This is a genomic window from Pseudomonas sp. PSB11, from assembly GCF_014596605.1.
GTDB classification, from domain to species: Bacteria; Pseudomonadota; Gammaproteobacteria; order Pseudomonadales; family Pseudomonadaceae; genus Aquipseudomonas; species Aquipseudomonas umsongensis.
In genome coordinates this window covers 130,079-152,686 of record NZ_NOIO01000016.1, presented here as the reverse complement: position 1 = coordinate 152,686, position 22,608 = coordinate 130,079, and the positions used below count along the sequence as shown (strand labels likewise).

22 protein-coding genes and 1 pseudogene are annotated in these 22,608 nt (G+C 60.5%); 12 read left to right on the top strand and 11 right to left on the bottom strand.

The features are described 5' to 3' along the window. Both CGA21_RS18960 and acnB read right to left on the bottom strand, forming a co-directional pair. On the bottom strand, nucleotides 1–131 hold a 131-nt coding region (locus CGA21_RS18960), incomplete at its 3' end, for a transposase (RefSeq protein ID WP_188264257.1). Nucleotides 132–265: 134 nt separating this feature from the next. Then, complete coding sequence (gene acnB / locus CGA21_RS18955) at nucleotides 266–2,866, bottom strand: bifunctional aconitate hydratase 2/2-methylisocitrate dehydratase (protein WP_110752059.1); 2,601 nt, start codon at nucleotides 2,864–2,866, stop codon at nucleotides 266–268. A 408-nt stretch (nucleotides 2,867–3,274) separates the two neighbouring features. Between acnB and CGA21_RS18950 the strand changes: the two genes are divergently transcribed. After that, complete coding sequence (locus CGA21_RS18950) at nucleotides 3,275–3,745, top strand: DUF1289 domain-containing protein (RefSeq protein WP_110752061.1); 471 nt, start codon at nucleotides 3,275–3,277, stop codon at nucleotides 3,743–3,745. A 119-nt stretch (nucleotides 3,746–3,864) separates the two neighbouring features. Here CGA21_RS18950 and CGA21_RS18945 read toward each other — a convergent pair whose 3' ends face one another. Further along, complete coding sequence (locus CGA21_RS18945) at nucleotides 3,865–4,728, bottom strand: universal stress protein (RefSeq protein ID WP_032831959.1); 864 nt, start codon at nucleotides 4,726–4,728, stop codon at nucleotides 3,865–3,867. Between the two features lie 168 nt (nucleotides 4,729–4,896). On the opposite strand from CGA21_RS18945, the gene CGA21_RS18940 reads away from it, so the two are divergent. Next, complete coding sequence (locus CGA21_RS18940; RefSeq protein ID WP_008063957.1) at nucleotides 4,897–5,505, top strand: tRNA-(ms[2]io[6]A)-hydroxylase; 609 nt, start codon at nucleotides 4,897–4,899, stop codon at nucleotides 5,503–5,505. A gap of 19 nt (nucleotides 5,506–5,524) precedes the next feature. Here the strand turns inward: CGA21_RS18940 and CGA21_RS18935 are convergent, their stop codons facing one another. Further along, entirely contained in the window at nucleotides 5,525–6,013 is a 489-nt protein-coding gene (locus tag CGA21_RS18935) for a GFA family protein (protein WP_188264793.1), read from the bottom strand. 217 nt (nucleotides 6,014–6,230) lie between these two features. Between CGA21_RS18935 and CGA21_RS18930 the strand changes: the two genes are divergently transcribed. The 3 genes from CGA21_RS18930 to CGA21_RS18920 all read left to right on the top strand — a co-directional run bounded on the left by CGA21_RS18930 (nucleotide 6,231) and on the right by CGA21_RS18920 (nucleotide 9,440). After that, nucleotides 6,231–7,115, top strand: coding sequence for a LysR substrate-binding domain-containing protein (locus CGA21_RS18930; protein ID WP_033045618.1), 885 nt, complete (start codon nucleotides 6,231–6,233; stop codon nucleotides 7,113–7,115). Nucleotides 7,116–7,215: 100 nt separating this feature from the next. Next, nucleotides 7,216–8,340 carry an agmatine deiminase gene (gene aguA, locus CGA21_RS18925; protein ID WP_110752063.1) on the top strand — a complete coding sequence of 375 codons (1,125 nt, stop codon included), beginning with the start codon at nucleotides 7,216–7,218 and terminating at the stop codon, nucleotides 8,338–8,340. A gap of 2 nt (nucleotides 8,341–8,342) precedes the next feature. Next, the gene (locus tag CGA21_RS18920; RefSeq protein WP_110752065.1) at nucleotides 8,343–9,440 is read left to right on the top strand and encodes an extracellular solute-binding protein; all 1,098 of its coding nucleotides are present in this window, start codon (nucleotides 8,343–8,345) and stop codon (nucleotides 9,438–9,440) included. 108 nt (nucleotides 9,441–9,548) lie between these two features. Here CGA21_RS18920 and CGA21_RS18915 read toward each other — a convergent pair whose 3' ends face one another. The 5 genes from CGA21_RS18915 to CGA21_RS18895 all read right to left on the bottom strand — a co-directional run bounded on the left by CGA21_RS18915 (nucleotide 9,549) and on the right by CGA21_RS18895 (nucleotide 13,952). Further along, a complete protein-coding gene (locus tag CGA21_RS18915) occupies nucleotides 9,549–10,166 on the bottom strand; it encodes a DNA-3-methyladenine glycosylase family protein (protein ID WP_188264792.1) in 618 nt (205 codons plus the stop codon). Nucleotides 10,167–10,204: 38 nt separating this feature from the next. After that, nucleotides 10,205–11,287 carry a bifunctional transcriptional activator/DNA repair enzyme AdaA gene (locus tag CGA21_RS18910; RefSeq protein WP_188264791.1) on the bottom strand — a complete coding sequence of 361 codons (1,083 nt, stop codon included), beginning with the start codon at nucleotides 11,285–11,287 and terminating at the stop codon, nucleotides 10,205–10,207. A gap of 64 nt (nucleotides 11,288–11,351) precedes the next feature. Beyond that, nucleotides 11,352–12,314: a Dyp-type peroxidase gene (locus tag CGA21_RS18905; protein ID WP_177411653.1), complete on the bottom strand. Its 963-nt coding sequence runs from the start codon at nucleotides 12,312–12,314 to the stop codon at nucleotides 11,352–11,354. A 30-nt stretch (nucleotides 12,315–12,344) separates the two neighbouring features. Beyond that, a complete protein-coding gene (locus CGA21_RS18900; RefSeq protein ID WP_110752073.1) occupies nucleotides 12,345–12,965 on the bottom strand; it encodes a LysE family translocator in 621 nt (206 codons plus the stop codon). 90 nt (nucleotides 12,966–13,055) lie between these two features. Next, a complete protein-coding gene (locus tag CGA21_RS18895; RefSeq protein ID WP_110752075.1) occupies nucleotides 13,056–13,952 on the bottom strand; it encodes a DMT family transporter in 897 nt (298 codons plus the stop codon). Nucleotides 13,953–14,040: 88 nt separating this feature from the next. Between CGA21_RS18895 and CGA21_RS18890 the strand changes: the two genes are divergently transcribed. Together CGA21_RS18890 and CGA21_RS18885 are read left to right on the top strand one after the other, a co-directional pair. Continuing rightward, nucleotides 14,041–15,372 (top strand): PLP-dependent aminotransferase family protein, encoded by a 1,332-nt coding sequence (locus CGA21_RS18890; protein WP_188264790.1) that lies wholly within the window; start codon nucleotides 14,041–14,043, stop codon nucleotides 15,370–15,372. 90 nt (nucleotides 15,373–15,462) lie between these two features. Next, the gene (locus CGA21_RS18885; RefSeq protein WP_110752078.1) at nucleotides 15,463–16,050 is read left to right on the top strand and encodes a LysE family translocator; all 588 of its coding nucleotides are present in this window, start codon (nucleotides 15,463–15,465) and stop codon (nucleotides 16,048–16,050) included. Between the two features lies 1 nt (nucleotide 16,051). Here the strand turns inward: CGA21_RS18885 and CGA21_RS18880 are convergent, their stop codons facing one another. Together CGA21_RS18880 and CGA21_RS18875 are read right to left on the bottom strand one after the other, a co-directional pair. Further along, a complete protein-coding gene (locus CGA21_RS18880; RefSeq protein WP_188264789.1) occupies nucleotides 16,052–16,885 on the bottom strand; it encodes an AraC family transcriptional regulator in 834 nt (277 codons plus the stop codon). Between the two features lie 33 nt (nucleotides 16,886–16,918). Further along, nucleotides 16,919–17,422, bottom strand: coding sequence for a VOC family protein (locus CGA21_RS18875; protein WP_110752082.1), 504 nt, complete (start codon nucleotides 17,420–17,422; stop codon nucleotides 16,919–16,921). Nucleotides 17,423–17,686: 264 nt separating this feature from the next. Between CGA21_RS18875 and CGA21_RS18870 the strand changes: the two genes are divergently transcribed. From CGA21_RS18870 to CGA21_RS18855, 5 genes and pseudogenes are all read left to right on the top strand, one after another. After that, complete coding sequence (locus CGA21_RS18870) at nucleotides 17,687–17,935, top strand: transmembrane sensor/regulator PpyR (protein ID WP_110752084.1); 249 nt, start codon at nucleotides 17,687–17,689, stop codon at nucleotides 17,933–17,935. Next, nucleotides 17,935–19,089 carry an NnrS family protein gene (locus CGA21_RS18865; protein ID WP_188264788.1) on the top strand — a complete coding sequence of 385 codons (1,155 nt, stop codon included), beginning with the start codon at nucleotides 17,935–17,937 and terminating at the stop codon, nucleotides 19,087–19,089. The genes CGA21_RS18870 and CGA21_RS18865 overlap by 1 nt, the downstream gene beginning before the upstream one ends. A 144-nt stretch (nucleotides 19,090–19,233) precedes the next feature. Beyond that, nucleotides 19,234–19,377 (top strand): annotated as a pseudogene (locus tag CGA21_RS30000) (IS110 family transposase); the annotation flags it as partial. A gap of 600 nt (nucleotides 19,378–19,977) precedes the next feature. Then, nucleotides 19,978–20,433 (top strand): (2Fe-2S)-binding protein, encoded by a 456-nt coding sequence (locus CGA21_RS18860; protein ID WP_020799272.1) that lies wholly within the window; start codon nucleotides 19,978–19,980, stop codon nucleotides 20,431–20,433. Nucleotides 20,434–20,438: 5 nt separating this feature from the next. Next, a complete protein-coding gene (locus CGA21_RS18855) occupies nucleotides 20,439–22,607 on the top strand; it encodes a xanthine dehydrogenase family protein molybdopterin-binding subunit (RefSeq protein ID WP_188264787.1) in 2,169 nt (722 codons plus the stop codon). Nucleotide 22,608 lies beyond the last annotated feature (1 nt).

Here is a 22,608-nt window from a genome sequence, read left to right as displayed (position 1 = left end):
TAGGCCGCGATCCACTGGCGCAACGAAGAAAAATCAACATCGTGCCGATCCGCAACATCTCTAAGACCCGCATTACCGGAACAGTAATCCTGCACCGCCAACAGCTTCACTTGAACTGTGTACTTCCTCATGAAACACCCCATCGGTTGTGTCCAACCTTTGGGGTGCAGTCCAGAGCGTGGGAACGATCAGCGCGGTGTTCCTGAAGGCATAAAAAAACGCCGCTCATCTCACGATGGGCGGCGTTTTTCATTGCTTTGAAACGTTAGGCTTGAACGACCGGGATGTTGGCGTTCGCAGCAGCTTCACGGAACTCGGCAATCTGGTCGAAGGACAGGTAGCGGTAGACATCGGCCGCCATGCTGTCGATCTTGCCAGCGTATTCCATGTACTCCTCGACGGTCGGCAGGCGACCCAGGATGGAAGCCACGGACGCCAGTTCAGCCGAAGCCAGGTAGACGTTCGCGCCGTCACCCAGACGGTTCGGGAAGTTACGGGTCGAAGTCGACACGACAGTCGAGTTCGGCTCTACACGTGCCTGGTTACCCATGCACAGCGAGCAGCCTGGCATTTCCATGCGGGCGCCAGCCTTGCCGTAGATGCCGTAGTAGCCTTCTTCGGTCAGTTGGTGAGCGTCCATCTTGGTCGGCGGCGACAGCCACAGACGGGTTGGCAGCTGACCCTTGACCTGTTCCAGCAACTTGCCGGCAGCGCGGAAGTGACCGATGTTGGTCATGCACGAACCGATGAACACTTCGTCGATCTTCTCGCCAGCAACGCTGGAGAGCAGGCGAGCGTCGTCCGGGTCGTTCGGCGCGCAGAGCACAGGCTCCTTGATGTCGGCCAGGTCGATCTCGATGATCTCGGCGTATTCAGCGTCTTTGTCCGCTTGCAGCAGCTCAGGGTTGGCCAGCCAGGCTTCCATCGCTTGAGCGCGACGTTCCAGAGTGCGTGCATCGCCGTAGCCTTCGCCGATCATCCAGCGCAGCAGGGTGATGTTGGACTGCAGGTATTCGGCAATCGACTCTTTGGACAGCTGGATGGTGCAACCGGCAGCCGAACGTTCGGCCGAGGCGTCAGACAGTTCGAACGCTTGCTCTACGGTCAGCTTAGGCAGGCCTTCGATCTCCAGGATGCGTCCGGAGAAGGCGTTCTTCTTGCCTTTCTTCTCTACGGTCAGCAGGCCTTTCTGGATCGCGTAGTAAGGAATGGCGTGAACCAGGTCACGCAGGGTGACGCCTGGCTGCAGTTCGCCCTTGAAGCGAACCAGGATCGACTCAGGCATGTCCAGCGGCATGACGCCGGTGGCCGCGGCGAACGCTACCAGGCCGGAACCGGCCGGGAACGAGATGCCGATCGGGAAGCGGGTGTGCGAGTCACCACCGGTGCCGACGGTGTCTGGCAGCAGCATGCGGTTCAGCCACGAGTGGATGATGCCGTCGCCCGGACGCAGGGAAACGCCGCCGCGGGTCATGATGAAGTCAGGCAGGGTGTGGTGGGTGGTCACGTCGATTGGCTTGGGGTAAGCCGCGGTGTGGCAGAAGGACTGCATCACCAGGTCGGTCGAGAAGCCCAGGCACGCCAGGTCTTTCAGTTCGTCACGGGTCATTGGACCGGTGGTGTCCTGGGAACCCACGGTGGTCATCTTCGGTTCGCAGTAGGTGCCCGGGCGAACGCCGGTCACGCCGCAAGCCCTGCCGACCATTTTCTGCGCCAGGGTGAAGCCCTTGGTGCTTTCAGCTGGCGCTTCAGGCTTCTTGAACAGCGTCGAAGGTGGCAGACCCAGCTCGCTACGAGCCTTCTCGGTCAGGCCACGGCCGATGATCAGCGGGATACGGCCGCCGGCGCGCACTTCGTCCAACAGGACCGGAGTCTTCATTTCGAAGGTGGTCAGGACTTCGTCGGTGCCGTGCTTGCAGACTTTGCCAGCATGCGGGTACAGGTCGATCACGTCGCCCATGTGCATGTTGGATACGTCGAATTCGATTGGCAGTGCGCCAGCATCTTCCATGGTGTTGTAGAAGATCGGAGCGATCTTGCTGCCGAAGCAGAAACCGCCGGCACGCTTGTTCGGCACGTAGGGAACGTCGTCGCCGAAGAACCACAGCACCGAGTTGGTGGCCGATTTACGCGAAGAACCGGTACCGACCACGTCGCCAACGTAGGCGATCGGGAAGCCGGCGTTGCGCATTTCTTCGATCTGCTTCATCGGGCCGGTGACGCCTTGTGCGTCAGGCACGATGCCGTCGCGAGCCATTTTCAGCATGGCCAGGGCGTGCAGCGGGATGTCCGGGCGGGACCAGGCATCAGGTGCAGGGGACAGGTCGTCGGTGTTGGTCTCGCCAGTTACCTTGAACACACGCAGGCTGATCTTGTCGGCCAGCACAGGGCGTTTCACGAACCACTCGCCGTCAGCCCAGGATTGCAGCACGCCCTTGGCGTGTACGTTACCGTTCTTGGCTTTTTCAGCGACGTCGTGGAAGGCATCGAACATCAGCAGGGTGTGCTTGAGTTCTTCGGCCGCTACTGGTGCCAGCTCGGCGTCGTCCAGCAGGTTGACCAGGGTCACGATGTTGTAGCCACCCTGCATGGTGCCGAGCAGTTCAACAGCGCGCTTCTTGTCGATCAGGGGGGATTTGGCTTCGCCTTTGGCGATGGCGGACAGGAAGCCGGCCTTGACATAGGCTGCTTCGTCCACTCCAGGCGGAACGCGATTGGTGATCAGGTCAACGAGAAATGCTTCTTCGCCAGCCGGGGGGTTCTTCAGCAGCTCGACCAGGCCTGCAGTTTGTTCGGCGTTAAGCGGCTGGGGAACGATACCCAGTGCTGCACGCTCTTCGATATGTTTGCGGTAGGCTTCAAGCACAGTTATTACCCTCATCAGTGGTCCCAAATGGGTGTCCGGGACGCTCATCCCGAAATTGCCGTACTCATGCGCTGCGTGGCGTTGTGAGCCACTTAGCCAGAATTACCGACAATTCCTTACAGAAGCTGCTTTCAAAGTTTTACGCCTGCAGAACGGGAGCTGATGAGGGTTGGCGTTGGGCTTTTCCCCGCTGGAAAAACCCCTCGCCAACACCGCTCTGAAGGAACGACTGTGCTCGTGACGCTTTGAAAACAGCTTCTAACGGACATTGGCGCCTAAAAAGGCAGGCTGATTCTACGGCAAAAAAAAATTAAAGGTAAGTTGGCACCTGAAACTTTGAGGGGTGATCAATGTTAGACAAAGGGCTAACATGCCGTCCTGTTTTGCTTTTTCGCGTTTTGCCTACCTATGCCCAATCAGACCATCAAGACCCCCTGCGTCGGCCTTTGCTCCACTGTTTACGGTGATTTGGTGTGCCGTGGCTGCAAGCGCTTCCACCATGAAGTGATTCACTGGAACGGCTACAACGAGGAAGAAAAGCGCGCAGTGTGGCTGCGTCTCGAGCAGTTGTTGTCCCAGGTGATGGCCGCCAAGGTGGAGATTTTCGATCCGGCGTTGCTGCGAACGCAGCTGGAACAGCGCAAGATCCGCTTTGTGCCGCATCAGTCCGAGTATTGCTGGGCTTACCAGTTGATCGCCCGGGGCGCGCGGGTCATCAACAACCTGCAAGCCTACGGGATGGTGTTGTTGCCGGAGTTTCGCGACTGGAACCTGCCGGAACTGCGCGACGCCATCGATCGGGAATTTTTCCTGCTGTCCGAGGCGCATTACCAGCGGTACATCGCGCCGGGGTTCCTCAAGGACGCGTTTGTCGGCTAGACCCTGAAAGCTTCGCGAGCAAGCCCGCTCCCACATTCAACCGCGTTCCTTCAGTTGATTTGCGGTTGAGTGTGGGAGCGGGCTTGCTCGCGAAGACGGCCTGACAGGCGCTACGAATCTCAATGCTTGACCGCCAACTCCTCCAGGTGATCCTCGACTTCCTGTGGCTTGAGCACCAGCACATCGCTCTCTACCGCATCGAGCACCACTTCCGCCGTATTGCCGATCAACGTCCCCGATAAACCGCTGCGCGCCACGGTGCCGATCACTGTCACGGCCGCCTGCAGCTTGTGCACCATGAACGGAATCAACACATCCGCCGGGCCCTCGGCAATGTGCAGGTGTTCGTTGTCGATGTCGAACTCGGCCTGGAACGCCTTGCATTGTTCGCGATAGCGCGCCTCGATGGTTTCGCTCAGCTGCAACGTTGGGTCGGCTGCCGACAGCATGGGCGACGGATGAGCACTGATCACATGCAGATGCGCCTTGGCCAGGCTGGCGATGTCGTAGCCGTAATCGATGATGGTGTTGTGCAGATGACGGTGTTCACTTTCCATATTGCCAACGTCGACGGCCGCCAGGATCACCTTGTCCTTCCACGAACCGGCGGTTTTCACCAGCAGCACCGGGGTAGGGCAGTGGCGCAGCAGTTTCCAGTCCACTGGGGTCAGCAGGGCTTTTTTCAGCGAGCTGTCAGGGAAATGCTGCTTGATGACCAGCCCGCAGCCTTCGGCCTGCTGCACGTCGACGATGGTTTCGTGCAGGCTTTCATTCCAGGCCTGCTCGGTCGTGACGCTGTACCCGTCTTGCAGCAGGGCAGCCTTGAGCACGCCCAGCATGGCGCTGTGATCGTGCTTGCGGTCACACACCAGCAAATGCAGGTGCGCCTGGGTTACACCGGCGATCAGTTTGGCTCGTTTGAGTGCCAGGCTTTCCGAATGCTCGGGGTCGATGACCACCAGGATGCTGCGAATGGCTTGCATGATCGGGATCTCCTGAAAATGAAAAAGCATGGCGTTGCACAACTATAGTTGCTGTGCGGCAATCGGTGACTTGATGCATATCAACGGTGTGACTGGTGGTCTTCGGGCAGGCCGGTATAATCGGCGCCCTTCGTTTTATACCTTTTCTACCCTTTTTCCGTGAGCCCCATGATCCTTCCCGAAATTCACGAGTTCCTCGGCTGCCGCACCCCGGATGGCTGGGTTCAGGCCGCTTTGGCCGATCAGGACACCTTGCTGATCGACCACAAGAATTGCGAGTTCAAGGCGGCCAGCACGGCGCTTAGCCTGATTGCCAAGTACCACTCCCACGTCGACCTGATCAACATGATGTCGCGTCTGGCCCGGGAAGAGTTGGTGCACCATGAGCAGGTCATGCGCCTGATGAAAAAACGCAAGATCGGGTTGCGCCAGCTGTCTGCCGGGCGCTACGCCTCGGGACTGCGCAAGGTGGTACGCAGTCACGAACCGGTGAAGCTGGTGGATACGCTGGTGGTCGGTGCGTTCATCGAGGCCCGCAGCTGTGAGCGTTTCGAGGCGTTGGTACCGCACCTGGACGAGGAGCTGGGCAAGTTCTACTTCGGTCTGCTCAAAAGCGAGGCCCGGCACTTCCAGGGCTACCTGAAACTGGCGTACCAGTACGGGGACGCCAAGGACATCGCCCAGGTGATAGACAAGGTGCGGGCCGCCGAGCAGGAACTGATCGAATCGCCGGATGTGGAGTTTCGCTTCCACAGTGGCGTGCCAGTGGCGGCGTAAAAATCAACAAATCGCGGGCTTAACGGCTCAAGCCCAGGCGCTCATGCCACTCGGCGATCGATTCTTCGGGATAACCCTCGAACTGTTTATCGCCAGGCTTCACCTCGACCTCCACCCAGGAGGCCTTGGAGTCCAGCAACAAATGTGTGTGTTGCGGCGCCACGGGCAGCGGCGTGTCGATCGCGGAGGCGAATGGGTGGATCAATTCCGGCCATTCAGGGCTGAATAGCCACAAGCCCGAGCCGCACAGCGAGCAGAAATGCCGCTCGGCACTGCTGCGGTGGGCGCGCTGCTCGCCTTCGCCCTTGAGCAGCGCATGGTAGATCGCGATGTTCCTGCGCCCGCGCACCTTGAGGCTATGGGCGTCACCGGCAATATTGATCGCATAACCGCCACCGCCCTGGGTCTTGCGACAGATCGAGCAGTAGCAGCGTTGATAGGGGTAGGGATGGGCGCTGGTGAGGCTGAACGACACCGCGCCGCAATGGCATGAGCCTTCGAGTTGCATGGGGGGTCTCCAGTGGCAAAGTTGTTCGGTTCAGCCTAGAAGATTTGCTGCGCGATTTCCGACGCCTTCGCGAGCAGGCTCGCTCCCACAATGATCTGCAAAGCCCACAAAACCTTTGTGGGAGCGAGCCTGCTCGCGAAGAACGATAACGCGGTCCCACTGGACGCATACCTTTCAGCGGGTCAGCATGGGCGCCTCGAAACCCGGACCCGACCCGATGCGCCGATTACCCTCCCTCGCAGCCCTCAGAACCTTCGAATGCGCCGCCCGTCACGCTCATTTTGGCCGGGCGGCGGCGGAGTTGTGCGTGACTGACAGCGCCGTCAGTCATCAGATCCGCCAGTTGGAAGAACAGCTTGGCGTGTCGCTGTTCGTGCGCGAAGGCCGGCAGATTCGTCCGACCGTCGCCGCCGGGCGCCTGATGCAAAGCTTGCAGCAGGCTTTTGAATTGATCGGTGATGCCTGCGATGAGCTTCGCGACCCTTCGTCCCTGGCGGTGTTGCGCCTGGCGGTCACCGCCGAGCTGGCCCAGAAGTGGCTGATGAGTCGCCTTTCGGATTTCTATGCGCGTTATCCGCACATCACCTTGCACCTCTACGAGCAGCCGATCGACGCCACGGCGCCGGGAGAAGACATCGACCTGGCGATTACCTACGGCACTGGCCCGGTGGACAGCAGTGCGTATTTCGTCCGGCCATTGCCGGCGCTGCAGTTTTTTCCGGTGTGCAGTCCTGGTCTATTCAACCAGGGAACCCTGAAAACCCCCAGGGACCTGGCCCGTCATTGCTTGCTGCATGACGATCAGGACGGCAAGACCTGGACCGCCTGGCTCACCAGCCATGCCGGCGACCAGCGCCCCGAACGCCAACTGTATTTCGCCCATGCCGGGTTGGCCCTGGAAGCCGCGGCCCAGGGGCAGGGCGTCGCGATGGGCGATAACCTGACGGCACAGGAAGATTTGCTCAGCGGTCGCCTGGTCCGGCCATTTACCTCAAGCATGACGGCATTGGGGCAATACGCACTGGTGTGCGAGCGGGTTCGCCTGGAGCGGCCTGCCGTGGCGCAGATGCTCGAATGGTTCAACGACCAACTGGTCGATTGATGAGTTGGATTCAAGTGTTCCGAAATAATCATCGTTGGCGAGGAGTAGGCACACGACCTTAGCCTGTGGTCATTCCAATCCCCGCTGATGAGGTTTGCCCATGGCACGTTTGCTCGACTCCACCCCCAAACTCGACGGTTTCCGTTTGCCCGGTGAATTCGAAACCAAGTCCGGCTGCTGGCTCGGCTGGCCTGAACGCACCGACGTCTGGCGCAATGGCGCCAAGCCTGCGCAGAAAGTCTGGGTACAGATCGTCACCGCCATCTCCCAGAGCGAGCCGGTTACCGTCTGCGCCTCGGCCGCGCAATTCGCCACCGCTCGCCGCCAGTTGCCGCCGCAAGTCCGCGTAGTGGAAATGACCTGCAACGACACCTGGTTCCGCGACAGCGGTCCGTGCTTCGTGGTCAACGACCAGAGCGGTGAAGTGCGCGGCGTGGATTTCGAGTTCAACGCCTACGGCGGCCTCGACGGCGGCTTGTACTACCCGTGGGACAAGGACGATCAGATCGCCAGCAAAATCCTCGAAATCGAACGCTTCGACCGCTATCGGGCACCGTTGATTGCAGAGCTGGGCGGTATCCAGAGCGACGGCCAGGGTAGCCTCCTCACCACCGAGCAATGCCTGCTCAACCGGAACCGCAATCAGCATCTGGGCAAGGACGAAGTCACTCGCCGCTTGACCGATTACCTTGGCGCCGAGCAAGTCATCTGGTTGCCACGGGGTTGCAAGTTTGACGAAACCGACGGCCACGTCGACGATCTGGCGTGCTTCGTGCGCCCTGGTGAAGTGGTGTTGCAATGGACCGACAATCGCGCCGACCCGCAGTGGGAAATCTACCAGGAGGCCTACGATATCCTGCGCAGTACCCGCGACAGCCGTGGTCGCGAGCTGATTGTGCACAAGCTGCCACAACCGGATGTACTGGAGTGGACGGCCGAGGAGGCCGAGGGCCTGGATCAACAGGACAGCACGCATGCTCGCCGGGCTGGCACGAAAATCTGCGCGTCCTATATCAATTACTACGCCGGTAACACCTCGATCGTGGTGCCGCTATTTGGCGACCGCAATGATCAGGTCGCATTGGCGACCTTGGCCGAACTGTTCCCGCGGCACAAGATCGTCGGCATCGAAAACTCCCGGGAAATTCTCCTCGGCGGCGGCAATGTCGCGTGCATTACCATGCCGCAGTACGCCGGTACTGCCTGCAACAAACAGGGCGTTTGATCATGGGCCTGCACAAACTGACCCAAGCGTTACTGCTGGTGCTTGCACCCCTGTGTGTGCAGGCCGCCGACACCGCCAAGCCGGTGGTGAACCTTTACATCTGGGGCGAGTACCTGGCCCCGGACACCTTGACCAACTTCGAGAAGAAAACCGGTATCCATGTGGTCGCCGATCACTTCGATTCCCTGGAAACCGTCGAGACCAAATTACTCACGGGCCGTAGCGGTTACGACCTGGTGCTGACGGCGGGGCAGCATCTGTCGCGAGCCATCCAGAGTGGTGCGATCCAGACCGTGGACAAACAGCAGATACCGCACTTTGCCGGTGTCGGCGAGGAGTTCCGTCAGCACATGGCCGTGTTCGATCCGGGTAACCGTTACGCCGGGATCTACGCCTGGGGCACCACTGGCGTGGGTTATCAGGAGGAGGCGGTCAAGCAGCGCCTGCCCGATGCACCGACGGACAGCTGGGCAATGCTGTTCGACCCGGCGATGGTTTCGAAATTCGCTGATTGCGGGGTCAGCCTGCTCAATGATCCGAATGAAGTGTTCGCGGCGGTCATGAAGTACCTGGGCCTGGACATCAACCGCCAGAACCTCGATGACCTGAAACTGGCCGAACAGCAGCTGGCGAAGATTCGCCCCTACATTCGCTACTTCGACAACGACCTGAACATCAGCGACCTGGCCAACGGCAATACCTGCGTGGCGATGTCGTGGAACGGTAACGTGGCCATTGCGGCGGGCCAGGCAGAGGCGGCGGGAAAGCCGTTTTCATTGAAGTACCGGATACCGAAAGAGGGCACGCTGATCTGGTTCGATGCCATGGTCATTCCCAAGGACGCGCCGCATCCCGAGGCGGGGCTGGCATTGATGGATTACCTGATGACACCTGAAGTGATCGCGCCGATCACCGACACCATCCACTATGCCAATGCCATCACGGCGGCGGACAGCTTGATTGATCCGGCGATTCGCAATGATCCGGGGACTTATCCGTCGCAGGCGGTGCGAGCGTCGTTGTACAGCAAGAATGACAATGGCAAGGCGTTCAACCGGGCTTTGATTCGGGCGTTCAGCCGGTTGAAATCGGGGTTGTGATCGACTGACGCCTTTGCGAGCAAGCCCGCTCCCACAATTATCCGAGTTCCATCAGAAGAACGCGGTAAATGTGGGAGCGGGCTTGCCCGCGAAGAACGATCACGCCGTTTAACGGCTGGGCACACGCCACAAATACCACGCTGCCACCGTCCGATACGGGCTCCAGGCCAAACCGATCTCGATCATCTGCTTGCGCGTCGGTTGCATCTGGAGCCCCTTGAGCCGTCGATAACCCTCGCGTACGCCAAAGTCATCGGCCGGCAAGATGTCCGGCCGCTCCAGGCTGTAGATCAATAGCATCTCGACCGTCCAGCGTCCCACGCCGCGCAGGGTTACCAGGCGTTCGATCAGTGCTTCATCGTCCATGGCCAGCGCCGTGGCGTAATCCGGCACCACGCCGTCCAGTGCAGCCTGGGCGATGCCTTGAATGGTTGCGATCTTGCTGGCGGAAAAGCCGCAACTGCGCAGTCGCTCAAAATCAGTCGCGACAATCTGCTCCGGCTGTGGAAACGCCACCGATGGGTACAGCGCCAGCAACCGGCCGATAATTGCATCCCCGGCCTTGGCGTGCAGTTGCTGGTAGGCTATCGCCCGCACCAGTGACTCATAGGGATCGCGGGCTGTGTGAGGTTGATGCAGGCACGGGCCGACAGCGTCGATGTGGCGACGCCAGTCGTCATCAAGATTCGCCAGCCATTGGGTGGCCAGTGGGTAGGGGACAGGCATAAAGCATCCTTGGAGCGGCTGACGAACGCAGCCTGTGATCAAAAGGCCAGTTGCTCGGTCATCTGCACCGCCGCCTTTTCCAGCCTGAGCAGGAATGCCTTGCGCGGCTGGCCTCCAGCGTAACCGGTCAGCGAGCCGTCGGCGCCGATCACCCGATGGCAGGGTACGACAATCGAGAGGCGGTTATGACCGTTGGCCAGCCCCACGGCCCGACTGGCCCCGGGTTTGCCCAAGGTGGATGCGATCGCTCCGTAGGTGGTGGTCTGGCCATAGGGGATGTGTGCCAGTTCGGCCCATACCTGACGAGAAAATTCGCTACCGGGCATGTGCAGGGCAACGCTGAATTCAGTCCGGTTTCCGGCGAAATATTCGCTCAGTTGGTCTTCGATTTGCTGCAAATGCCCGTTATGCCCTGGCGCCACGACGTAACCAAAGCGGTTTTGCAGCGCTTGCACTTCCCGGCTCAGGCTGGGCTGGTCGAGGAACTCCAGTAGCACCAGCCCGCGACGTTCGGCCATGGCGATCATCGGCCCAAGCGGAGTGGTCAGGCGCGTGAACAGCAGCGGCTCACTGTTGGCGGCGCGGCCCGGCGTGATGTGGAACGACTTCTGGAATGCATCGCGAAAACCGCTGAGGGATTCGTAACCGGAGTCGTACGCGGCGCTGTCGATGGAGTGGCCCTGCTTGATCCCGCCCAAGGCCATGCCGAGGCGTCGGGTGCGCAGCCAGGCATGAAAGGTCATGCCCAGATGCTGCTTGAACCAGCGACGCAGTTTCAGCGGCTCGATGCCTTGGGCGATTAATTGGGCATCGGTCCAGCGCTGCTCGGGATCGGCGTCCACTGACTTGAGCAACTGCTGGACCCAGTGTGGCGCAATCGCCGCGGCGTCCATGGGTTTGCAGCGCAGGCAAGCGCGGTAGCCCGCCGCCAGGCATTCATCGGCGTGGGCGAAGAACTCGACATTTTCAGGTTTCGGGCTGCGCGCGGTGCAGCCGGGACGGCAGAAAATACCGGTCGTCTTGACCGCGGTAAAAAACACCCCCTCATAGGCGGTGTCTCGTTCGAGCATGGCGCGGACCATCTCGGCGTGGGGCGGCAGTAGCGAGTTTTGTAGGTTCATGGGGTGAGCTTAAATGGCGGGGCAGAACCCCTCCACCGGAAAATCGACAGGGAATTGCCCGCGTTCACCGGCAGGTGCCCAAGGGCGCGCGATCCGCCAGTTCTTCCAGAAGATCTGCGGAGGGAGCGAAAAACAGGCCACCGGTGACTGCGGTGCTGAAATCCAGCAAGCGGTCGTAATTACCGGCGGGCTTGCCGACAAACATGTTCTCGAGCATCTGCTCCAGAGGTTCGGGCGAGCGCGCATAGCCGATGAAGTAGGTGCCGAATTCGCCAGCGCCTGGCCGGCCAAAGGGCATGTTGTCGCGCAGGATCTTTACTTCTTCGCCGTCCTTGGTGATGGTCGTCAGGGCACTGTGCGAATTGCTCGGCTTGACCGAGTCATCGAGTTCAATATCGGATAACTTCGTTCGCCCGATAATCCGCTCCTGCGCCTCGACGGATAACGCGTTCCAGGCATCCATCTTGTGCAGGTACTTCTGCACCAGCACATAGCTGCCTGCGCTGAAAGACGGGTCTTCATCGCCCACCATCGTGAAGCTTTCAGCCTTGCGGCCGACGGGGTTTTCGGTGCCATCGACAAAGCCGATGATGCTGCGCATGTCGAAATAGCGGAAGCCCTGGACTTCATCGACCACCGACACCGCATTGCCCAGCGCTGAGAGCAATTGCGTCGCCAGTTCAAAGCAGAGGTCCATCTGCTCAGCCCGAATGTGCAGCAACAGATCGCCAGGGGTGGAGATGGCGCGTCGTTCCTCGGGTCCGAATTCACGGAAGTTGTGCAGCGAGGCGGGGCGCGGGTGGCCAAACAAGGTGTCCCACGCCGCGGAGCCAAAGCCACAGATGCACGACAGATTTCCGGAGGGCACGCGTTTGCCTACCGAGCGTGTGAGGGCTGCGATGTCTGCGCACCAGCCTCGCACTTTGCTGGCGGCGTCACTGCCGGGAACCAGGGTTGCCACGATAAAAATCGCGCTGCGGGTAATGGGGCTGGAGATGGACTGTGCGTCCGGCGTTGATTGATCCATCGGCAGGTGTCCCCATGAGCGGTAGTTTGGTCAGGCCCGACGCGCCATTAGCAACACTGTAGCCGCCGCCGACAACAATCCTGCACAGCAGCGATTGAACACCCGCTTGCCCGAAGGTTTGGCAAACCAGCGGCGCATGTGCAGGCCCATGTAAGCGTAGGCGCCGATAGCGATCCATTCCAGCATCAGGAACAACGCGCCCAACAGCGCAAATTGCGGTGCGATGGCATGGGTCGAGTCGACGAATTGCGGCAGGAACGCGGTGAAGATCAGGATTGCCTTCGGGTTACCGGCCGCCACCAGGAACTCTTGCCGAGCCAACGCCAGCATCCCCATCGGCGGCGCGCTCACCGCGGTTTCCGCGCCGGGTTGGGCACGCCACAATTGCCAGGCGAGATAAAACAGGTACGCGGCACCGAGAATCTTGATTGCGTAGAACAACAATTCCGAGGTTTGCAGCACCACCGCCAGACCGGCCGAGGCGAGGGCGATCATGCCGGCGAAAGCGAGCAGGCGACCCATGCCCGCCAGGCAAGCGGTGCGGTAGCCGTAGCGGGTCGAATTGCTGACCGACAGCAGGTTGTTCGGGCCTGGCGCCATGTTCAGGGCGAAGCAGGCCGGAAGGAAGAGGGTGAGGGTGGTGAGGTCCATGATCGGCTCCAGCAGCAGAAGCCGTATTTTTATCACAGTTGCCCAGGGACTTGACCCGTACAGTCAGGGGCGCAGGCAGCGTACCAGTGGCTAGCGCGCGAATTTTTTCGCACCTGCCACACACAGGATCACCGCCACGGTTACGCCCAGCATGGACAGGCTGACGTGTTCATGCAGTAACGTGGCGGCCAGTGCCAGGCCGAAAAAGGGCTGCAACAATTGCAGTTGCCCGACGACGGCGATGCCCCCTTGCGCAAGCCCGCGATACCAGAACACGAAGCCTATCAGCATGCTGAACAGCGACACGTACCCCAGGCTGAACCAAGCCGGTGTACTGATGCTGGCGAACGAGTCGGGCAACTGCCACATGGTCAATGCAGCCATGGCTGGCAACGCAAGCACCAACGCCCAGGAAATCACCTGCCAGCCGCCGAGTGTGCGCGATAGCTTTGCACCTTCGGCATAACCCAGGCCGCAGGCCAGGATCGCCAACAACATCAGGATGTCACCCAGGGGTGAGGCCGTCAGGCCCTGGGCTACGGCGAACCCGACCACCAGCAGGCTGCCCAGCACCGAGAAGACCCAGAACACCGGCCGCGGGCGTTCGCCTGCGCGCAAGACGCCGAACAACGCAGTTGCCAGCGGCAGCAGGCCGACAAACACGATGGAGTGTGCGGATGTGATGTATTGCAGCGCCAGCGCAGTCAGTAGTGGAAACCCCACCACCACGCCCAATGCCACGATGGTCAGGGGCACAAGCTGATGTCGGCCGGGGCGTTTTTCCCTGAACAGCAACAGCAGGCACAGCGCCAGAATTGCGGCGAGGGTAGCGCGGGCTACCGTGAGGAACACCGGATCGAATTCGAGTACCGCCACCCGCGTCGCGGGCAGCGAGCCGCTGAAGATCACCACGCCAATCAGGCCGTTGAGCCAGCCGCTGGCATTTTTTCGCAGCGTCGGGTTTTGCAGGTTAGACGTCCGTTCCATGTGGCTCACGCTCATTGTTTGATTGCACGAAACCATCCTATGGCTGAGTATCGATACAATCAAAAAATTGTCATGGATACATTTGCACATGCCTCGATCCCGCTACAAAACGCTGGTTGACGCCTTTGCCGTGGACATCCGCTCGGGGCATTTGCCTCCGGGTACACGCTTGCCGACCCATCGGCAACTGGCCACTGAACAGGGTTTGGCGCTGGTCACCGCGAGCCGGGTGTACGCCGAGCTTGAGAGCATGGGCCTGGTCAGCGGTGAAACCGGACGCGGGACTTTTGTCCGGGAGACTTCACTGCCGCCGGGCCAGGGGATTTCGCAATCGGTGGTCGCGGCGGGGATGATCGACCTCAACTTCAACTATCCGTCTTTGCCAGGTCAGGCTGACCTGTTGCGCAACGCCCTGCGGCAGCTCGCGTTGTCCGGTGACCTGGAGTCCCTCCTGCGTTATCAGCCTCACGCCGGGCGTCTGCATGAACGGGCTGCGTTCGCCCGACATCTGGGCGAACGTGGCCTGAACGTGCCAGCCGAACAGGTGCTCATCGTCAGTGGCGCCCAGCACGGCCTGGCAGTGGTATTGATGAGCCTGCTCAAGCCTGGCGATGTGATTGTTGCGGATGCCTTGACCTATCCGGGCTTCAAGACGCTGGCGCAAACGCTGCATCTCGAAGTCCTGCCCATTCCCGTGACCGACAACGGACCTGATCTGCCGGCCCTGGATAAACTTTGCCGCACTCGATCGGTGCGAGCCGTGTATTCGATGCCGACCCTGCACAATCCACTGGGTTGGGTAATGGACGCCGATCAGCGCCAGCATCTGGTAGCTATCGCACGCCGGTATGACCTGACGATCATTGAGGATGCGGCCTACGCTTTCCTAGCCGAAAACGCACCGCCACCGCTGGCTGAAATGGCACCGGAAAGAACCGTGTATGTCAGTGGCTTATCCAAGAATGTCGCCACCGGCTTGCGCGTCGGTTTTATCGCCGCGCCAGCGCCATGGGTTGCCGGGTTTGAACGCACCATCATGGCGACCACCTGGAACACCCCCGGGGTGATGACCGCCATTGCCACGGCCTGGCTCGAGGACGGCACTGTCAGCCGGCTCGAGGCGCAAAAACGCGCGGACGCACAGGCGCGCCAAGCCTTGGCTCGTGAAGTGCTGACGGGACTGCGGAGCATCAGCCATCCGTCCTCGTATTTCATCTGGTTGCCCTTGGCCAAAGACGCCAGGGCCGATCAGATTGCCATGGCGCTGATGCGCGAGCAGGTGTCTGTGTCGCCCGCCGAACCCTTTGCGATTACCCAGCATGTTCCGCACGCGATACGCCTGGCGCTGGGCTCGGTGGACATGGACGCGCTACGCCAGGCATTGGTGACGGTGAAGAGGGTGGTCGGCTATTACTCATGACGGGCACATCCTTGGGCAGTTTTGTTCAATACGCGCACCATCAGGCATCTCTATCTTCATGCCTGGTTCAATTGACTGAGCAGGTGTGCGATGAGTTTGATCATGTCCATGGCGGCGTTTGCATTGGCCGCTTCAATAACGCCGGGACCGGTGAATATCGTGGCGCTGGGTTCGGGCGCGCGCTTCGGTTTTCGCGCCAGTCAGCGGCATGTGGCCGGAGCGACGCTGGGGTTTGTGCTGCTGCTGGTCTTGATGGGGTTGGGTTTGCACGAGCTACTGCAATGGTGGCCGGCAATGACACAAGTGGTGCAATGGGCCGGGGTAGCGTTCCTGTTGTACATGGCGTTCAAACTGGCCGCCGACAACGGTCAGTTGGAGGCCAAGGACAGTGGCCGCGCGCCGTCGATGCTCTATGGCGCCGTCATGCAATGGCTCAACCCGAAGGCCTGGCTGGCCTGTGTGGCCGGCATGGGCGCGTTCGTCGCCGATGGCGAGGCCCACCTGGTGTGGCAGTTCGCTGCGGTGTACCTGGTGATTTGCTACCTGTCGGTCGGATGCTGGGCCTACGCCGGGACGTTCTTGCGTGGCTACTTGAACAACCCGGCGGGCATGCGCATGTTCAATCGGTTAATGGCGTTGTTGTTGGCGGTGAGTGCGGTGTATCTGTTGTTGCCTTGATTTAACCGCGATACTGCCCTGGCGTTGCTGCCAGATGCTGCTTGAACGCCCGCTGGAAATGCGCCTGGTCGGCAAAGCCTGCTTGCAGCGCCACATCAGCGATCTGCTTGCCGTTACGCAGTTGATCCTGGGCAAACTGGATACGCCGGTTGACCAGGAAGGCGTGGGGCGTCATGCCGTAATGCTGCTTGAACGCGCGGATCAGGTAGGAGGGCGACAACTGCGCCGCTTCGCAGATATCTTCGAGCTTGAGCATTTGCGTGCAGTGCTCGCGGATAAAGTCGGCGGCGCGTTCGAGCTTGAAATTGGGCTCGTGCAGCGGCTGTTCGGCCGGGTTCAGGCGTAGTTGCACCTCGGTGAAAAATTCCACGGCCGCGCTGTGTTTACCCAACACGTCTTGCTGTGTATCGACCAGCACCTGGTACAACGCCTGCAAGCCAACGAACAAAGCATGGTCGGCGGTGTGGGTGACCGCGAACCGGCGCAACGCCAGATCGTTGCCGAACCCGAGCTGATGCTGCAAATCGGTGAGCCACGGGGTGTCGACATACAGCATCAGGTACGACCAGGGCTGGTCATCGATCGGATTGCAGGCATGGACATCACCGGGGTTCATCAGCACGACGGTCCCGGCGCAGACCTCGAAGTTCGATTGCTCATGGACATAGGTACTACGCCCGGCGGTGATCGCACCGATGGAAAAGTGCTCGTGGGCATGCCGGGTGTAACAGACCTCGCGTCCGTCGGCGATGGAGCGGGCTTCGATGAAGGGCAGGGCATCATCGCGCCAAAAGCGCGGTGCCTTGTCGGCATCCCTGGTCTTTGCGGGCTTCATGATCAATCCTTGGCAGATCAGCGCAAGAGTGTATTAGCTCTCGCCGTCAAAGGCTCGTTTCAGTTCCGCGATATCGAGTTTTTTCATGTGCATCATGGCCAGCATCGCGCGCTGGGATTTTACCGTGTCGGGATCCTTGATCATCTCCATCATCGCGACCGGCACGATCTGCCAGGACACGCCGAATTTGTCCTTGAGCCAGCCGCATTGCTGTGCTTCGACCGGCCCACCGGCAGACAGGCGTCCCCAGAAGTGGTCGACTTCTTCCTGGGTCTGGCAATTGACCTGGAACGAGATCGCTTCGTTGAAAGTGAAATTCGGGCCACCGTTGAGACCGGTGAAGGTTTGTCCGTCGAGTTCGAAGCTGACCGTCATGACCGAACCGACTTCCCGGCCGTGGAACTCTTTTCCGGCCTCGCCGTAGTGAGTGATGGCGGTGATTTTCGAATGATCGAAGATCGCACAGTAGAACTTGGCGGCCTCTTCGGCCTGACCATCGAACCACAGGCAAGGGGTGAGTTTTTGCACATGTAGCATGGCGGGTCTCCTTGGCAGGTTTTTGCAGGCTGGATTATCAGCGTAGCTAGCCTGGGGCGGTCTGGCCGTGCCGTAGATCGCCGAGTGTGTAAGGATTTCCTACAAATTGTTGTCAATATGACTGCTTCATGAGTCATGCTGACTATGTCTGGAGAGAGTCGTTATGACACGTACGTTCTCAAGGTCCTGATTTTCATACGTTAATTGGATGGCACGCGACTTGATACGTCCAACGTACAACTGAACTGCTACAGGAGTACGGAAATGTTCCATGTCTTCAGCAATGCTCAGAATGTCCTGAACCTATCCAGCCGTGTGTTGGGCGTTGGCCTGGCGATGTTATTGGCAGGTATCTACGGTGCTTATCTCCATGCCGGCCATCTGTCGATTGTTGCACTGGTTTCGTTGCATGCCATGACCATCGTCGGACCGACCCTGCTGAAAATCGGCTACGTCATGCGCCTGCTGGCCCAACACCGGTTGAGCAAACCTCAGTTCGTGGCGCTGGCCTGATGGGTAAACTGTCCGCTGCTCCCGTCTTCAGCCTTGGTTTTAGACCGTTTTTTCTCGCGGGTGCCGCGTTTGCCGCAATGGCGGTGGCGATCTGGGCCCTGTGGCTGTACGGGCGTTTGCCCGATGCGCAACCGGTAGGAGGCATGCTCGGCTGGCATCGGCACGAGATGCCGTTCGGGTTCGCCATGGCGATCATTGCCGGTTTTCTGCTGACGGCGGTGCCGAACTGGACCGGTCGCCCCGGGCTCAGCGGTTGGCCACTGATCGGTCTGGTGCTGATCTGGTTGCTGGGGCGACTGGCCTGGTTGCTGCCGATTTCTCCTGCAGGTTTGTTGCTTTCGCAACTGCCTTTCTTGCCATTGTTAGCCTGGGTGCTGGGCCGAGACCTGGTGGCTGCTGGCAAGCGTGAGAACTATCCGATTCTGCTGCTGATTACGTTGCTGGCCGGTTGTCAGCTCATGACACTGTGGGGGCTCTGGACTGATGACACAGGTTTGCAGCGGCGTGGTGTATTAGCGGCCTTATGGTTGGTCGGCGCGCTGATGAGCGTGATTGGCGGGCGGGTGATTCCGTTCTTCATTCAACGCGGCTTGAACCGTCCGGCAACGCCTGCAGCCCATCCATTACCCACCAAGGTGCTGCTGGTGAGCGGATTGCTGGCCGCGGTGACGTTTGCCATCGGTTTGAATGACGTGCCCAGGTTTTGGCTGGCGGCGTTGTTTTTATTGATGGGCATTCTGCATCTGGTGCGTCTGTGGCGTTGGCATGACCGCGGTATGTGGCGTGTGCCGTTGTTGTGGTCGCTGTACCTGTCTTACGCCTGGCTGGTGGTGGCGGTATTTGCCATGGCGCTGTGGCATCTCGGGCTGATGCCGCAACAGAGCCTGGCCACGCATTCGTTGGCGGTGGGCGGTATCGGCGGATTGATTCTGGCGATGATTGCGCGGGTTAGCCTGGGGCATACAGGGCGGCCGTTGCTACCTTCGAAAGTAATCGTTGCGGGGTTTGCCCTGGTGCTGCTGGCGGCTTTGTCACGGGTATTGCTGGTGCCGTTCTCCGGGTGGGGATTGGGGGTGTCGGCGTTGCTTTGGTGTGTGGCGTTTGTGCTGTTTCTGTGGCGTTACACAGGTATTTTGTTCAGCCCGAGGGCGTAGGCGCCAGGCTTGCTGGCGAAGGCGTCCTGGCAGACGATAATTGTCTTTCGGGTGTACATATCCGTTGCTGCGGTAACGACCACCTAGGGTTTCGCTTTTACTGTAGGAGCCAGGCTTGCCGGTGAAGACGTCCTGGCGGCCCTTAGGGCGCTGGCTTTCAAGTGGATCAGAATCGTCTACCGGTGCTGGAAAACCAGCACCATCTATGACGAAAAGGCTTACTTGCAGGCTTTGACGCGGCGTGGATCGACGTTGGTAGAAGCGCCGATGGAGGTCGTCACAGGTTGACGGACAGGCTCAGGGCGTGAGGGGGCAAGAACATCAAAAGCCAGATCACAATCAAAAGCGAGGCGGCCTGACAGCCGACCTGATTGCTGGTCTGTCCGCATACCCCATGTAGGAGCGAGCATGCTCGCGAAAAACCTGAGAGCACCGCGGGCTACCAGGTGCCCCGCGTTATCATTGGCGACCATCGTCGGAACGCCGCCCGGAGCATGTTCGCTTCTACAGGGGATCGAGGTACATCTGTAAAAGTCAGGTCGGCTGTCAGGCCGCCTCGCTTTGCTTTTGATCGCGAGCGCCCCGTTAACCACGATGGCCGAACGCAGGCATTTTGCTTCCTTTTTGCTGGGCCGGCACTCCGGCGTTTGAAAAAGGGAGTCGCCGTAAGGGCGAATCCATAGGAGGCCGTTACCGCAGCAATGGATATGTACTCCGACAACAAATAAAGGGTCGGCTACCCGGTAGCTTTTGTGACCGGTGGTCGATACACCTCGGCCTGCCGGACAATTTGCGCTTAGCTGTAGGGATAACCCCAAGGCGCGCGCAGGTTCCTGATCGCCACAGCGGCGCCAACTTCAGAACACCGTGAGTCTGAGGGCCGTCGCAATGCTGACCTTGAATATCAATGGCCAGGACCAGGAGCTGGATGTCCCTGCGGACATGCCGCTGCTATGGGTCCTGCGCGATGTTGCGCACTTGACCGGCACCAAGTTCGGCTGTGGCATGGCCCAGTGCGGCGCCTGTACCGTGCACATCGATGGCACGCCTTTGCGTTCCTGCATCACACCGGCCACGGCTGTGGCCCATGGGCAGAAAATCCTCACCATCGAAGGCCTGTCCACCGACGGCTCGCACCCAGTGCAACAAGCCTGGGCCGAACTCGATGTGGTGCAGTGCGGTTATTGCCAGTCTGGGCAGATCATGTCAGCGGCGGCCTTGCTGGCAAAGATCCCACAACCGACCGACAGCGATATTGACCAGGCGTTGTCAGGCAATATCTGTCGTTGCGGCACCTATCCAAGAATCCGCGCCGCGGTCAAACGCGCTGCCCAATTGGGTTGATGGCCATGAACAGCATCGATCCACTGTCGCGCCGCGATTTTCTTAAGGGCAGTGCCATGCTGGGCGGCGGGCTGGTGGTGGCGTTTGTCATCCCCGGGGGCCATCGCTTTGCCCGGGGCGCGGAAAACCAGGGCAACGTGTTCGCACCCAATGCCTTCCTGCGCATTGGCAATGACAACAGCGTCACCGTGTTGCTCGGTCATTCGGAAATGGGTCAGGGTATCTGGACCGGGTTGACCATGCTGATCGCCGAAGAGCTGGACGCCGACTGGTCGAGAATTCGCGTCGAGCACGCACCGGCGTCGGCCGCCGATTACGGTCTGGCCGGGTTCGGCGGCATGCAGATCACCGGCGGCTCGACCTCGACCTGGATGGAGTTCGACCGTTACCGTCAGGCCGGTGCGGCGGCGCGGTTGCTGCTGGTCGAGGCCGCGGCCAAGCGCTTCAACGTCGCCCCCTCGGCGATTCGCACGGAGTCGGGCGTGGTGATTGCCGGCGACCGGCACGCCACCTACGGCGAACTGGCTGATGACGCCGGCAAGCTGCCAGTACCGGACCCTGCGACCATCAAGCTCAAGGAGGCCAAGGACTGGACCATCATCGGCAAACCCACCAAGCGCCTGGATACGCCGGAGAAAATCACCGGCCGCGCCAAATTCGGCATGGACGTGCAGTTCGATGGCCTGATGACGGCGATGGTCGCGCGTTCTCCGGTGTTTGGTGGCAGCGTCAAATCCTTTGAAGGCGCCGAGGCGCTGGCGATACCCGGCGTGCACAGGGTGGTACAGGTGCCGACCGGCGTGGCGGTGATTGCTGATCACTACTGGGCGGCGAAACTGGGACGGGATGCGCTGCATGTCGAGTGGGACCTGGGTCCGAACGCAGGGCTCGACAGCGAGCAATTGCTCGAGGAATTCCGCAAGCTCGCTGCCACGCCCGGGCTGCCCGTGAGCGAGGCCGGCGATACCCAGGCTGCACTGGCCAAAGCGACCAAGACCCTCGACGTCGAGTACAGCGTGCCCTACCTGGCCCATGCACCCATGGAGCCGCTCAACTGCACCGTGAGCATCACCCAGGACAAATGCGAGATCTGGACCGGTACCCAGTTCCAGACCCTGGACCAGATGATCGCCGGCAAAATCACCGGGCTCAAGCCTGAGCAGGTCGAGATCCATACCGAGTTTCTCGGCGGCGGCTTCGGCCGGCGTGCCAACCCGACCTCGGACTTTGTCGCCGAAGCGGTCCAGGTCGCCAAGGCCGCGGGCGGGCCTGTGAAAACCGTGTGGGCGCGGGAGGATGACATCCGTGGCGGCTATTATCGCTCGGCGTTCCTGCATCAGGCGCGAGTGGGCCTGGGCGCTGATGGCCTGCCGCTGGCGTGGAAGCATGTGCTGGTCGGACAGTCGATCATGGCCGGCACCTTGCTCGAAGCGGCCATGGTCAAGAATGGCATCGACAAGACGTCCGTGGAGGGCGTGGCGGACGGTCCCTACCTGCAGGGGCTGGCTAATCATCAGGTTGAGCTGCATTCGCCAAACACCGGCATCAGTGTGTTGTGGCTGCGTTCGGTGGGGCATACGCACACCGCCTTCGTCATGGAATCGCTGATCGACGAACTGGCCGCGGCGGCAAGCCAGGACCCGGTGGAGTACCGACGGGCCTTGCTCAAGGCGCATCCACGGCATCTTGGCGTATTGAACCTGGCGGTAGAGAAGGCCAACTGGAAGGCGCCGCTGCCGGACGGCCACGCCCTTGGCGTGGCGGTGCATGAGTCATTCGGCAGCTATGTGGCCCAGGTCGCCGAAGTCTCCCAGGATAACCTGGCGATTCGTGTGCATCGGGTGGTGTGTGCGGTGGACTGTGGGATCGCGGTCAATCCGCAGAGCATCGCGGCACAAATGGAGTCGTGCATCGCCTTCGGCCTGGGCTTCACCTTGCACAGCAAGCTGACGATCAAGGATGGCAGGGTAGTGCAGTCCAACTATCACGATTACCAGGTGTTGCGGCTCAACGAGATGCCGGTGGTCGAAGTGCATATCCTGCCCAGCAGCGAAAAACCCGGTGGCATCGGTGAGGCCGGTGTTCCACCCACGGCGCCAGCGGTGGCCAACGCGGTGTACGCCCTGACCGGGCAACGCCTGCGTGAACTGCCGTTGCAACTGTCGGGGGTGTGAG

Coding starts and splice junctions, on each gene's coding strand:
- CGA21_RS18880 (WP_188264789.1), bottom strand. CDS start 16,885: ATGAAGCCCGCAAAGACCAGGGATGCCGACAAGGCACCGCGCTTTTGG.
- CGA21_RS18935 (WP_188264793.1), bottom strand. CDS start 6,013: ATGCAACTCGAAGGCTCATGCCATTGCGGCGCGGTGTCGTTCAGCCTC.
- CGA21_RS18895 (WP_110752075.1), bottom strand. CDS start 13,952: ATGGAACGGACGTCTAACCTGCAAAACCCGACGCTGCGAAAAAATGCC.
- CGA21_RS18860 (WP_020799272.1), top strand. CDS start 19,978: ATGCTGACCTTGAATATCAATGGCCAGGACCAGGAGCTGGATGTCCCT.
- CGA21_RS18905 (WP_177411653.1), bottom strand. CDS start 12,314: ATGGATCAATCAACGCCGGACGCACAGTCCATCTCCAGCCCCATTACC.
- CGA21_RS18865 (WP_188264788.1), top strand. CDS start 17,935: ATGGGTAAACTGTCCGCTGCTCCCGTCTTCAGCCTTGGTTTTAGACCG.
- CGA21_RS18870 (WP_110752084.1), top strand. CDS start 17,687: ATGTTCCATGTCTTCAGCAATGCTCAGAATGTCCTGAACCTATCCAGC.
- CGA21_RS18885 (WP_110752078.1), top strand. CDS start 15,463: ATGAGTTTGATCATGTCCATGGCGGCGTTTGCATTGGCCGCTTCAATA.
- CGA21_RS18920 (WP_110752065.1), top strand. CDS start 8,343: ATGGGCCTGCACAAACTGACCCAAGCGTTACTGCTGGTGCTTGCACCC.
- CGA21_RS18900 (WP_110752073.1), bottom strand. CDS start 12,965: ATGGACCTCACCACCCTCACCCTCTTCCTTCCGGCCTGCTTCGCCCTG.
- aguA (WP_110752063.1), top strand. CDS start 7,216: ATGGCACGTTTGCTCGACTCCACCCCCAAACTCGACGGTTTCCGTTTG.
- CGA21_RS18945 (WP_032831959.1), bottom strand. CDS start 4,728: ATGCAAGCCATTCGCAGCATCCTGGTGGTCATCGACCCCGAGCATTCG.
- CGA21_RS18875 (WP_110752082.1), bottom strand. CDS start 17,422: ATGCTACATGTGCAAAAACTCACCCCTTGCCTGTGGTTCGATGGTCAG.
- CGA21_RS18950 (WP_110752061.1), top strand. CDS start 3,275: ATGCCCAATCAGACCATCAAGACCCCCTGCGTCGGCCTTTGCTCCACT.
- CGA21_RS18915 (WP_188264792.1), bottom strand. CDS start 10,166: ATGCCTGTCCCCTACCCACTGGCCACCCAATGGCTGGCGAATCTTGAT.
- CGA21_RS18930 (WP_033045618.1), top strand. CDS start 6,231: ATGCGCCGATTACCCTCCCTCGCAGCCCTCAGAACCTTCGAATGCGCC.
- CGA21_RS18890 (WP_188264790.1), top strand. CDS start 14,041: ATGCCTCGATCCCGCTACAAAACGCTGGTTGACGCCTTTGCCGTGGAC.
- CGA21_RS18910 (WP_188264791.1), bottom strand. CDS start 11,287: ATGAACCTACAAAACTCGCTACTGCCGCCCCACGCCGAGATGGTCCGC.
- CGA21_RS18940 (WP_008063957.1), top strand. CDS start 4,897: ATGATCCTTCCCGAAATTCACGAGTTCCTCGGCTGCCGCACCCCGGAT.
- CGA21_RS18855 (WP_188264787.1), top strand. CDS start 20,439: ATGAACAGCATCGATCCACTGTCGCGCCGCGATTTTCTTAAGGGCAGT.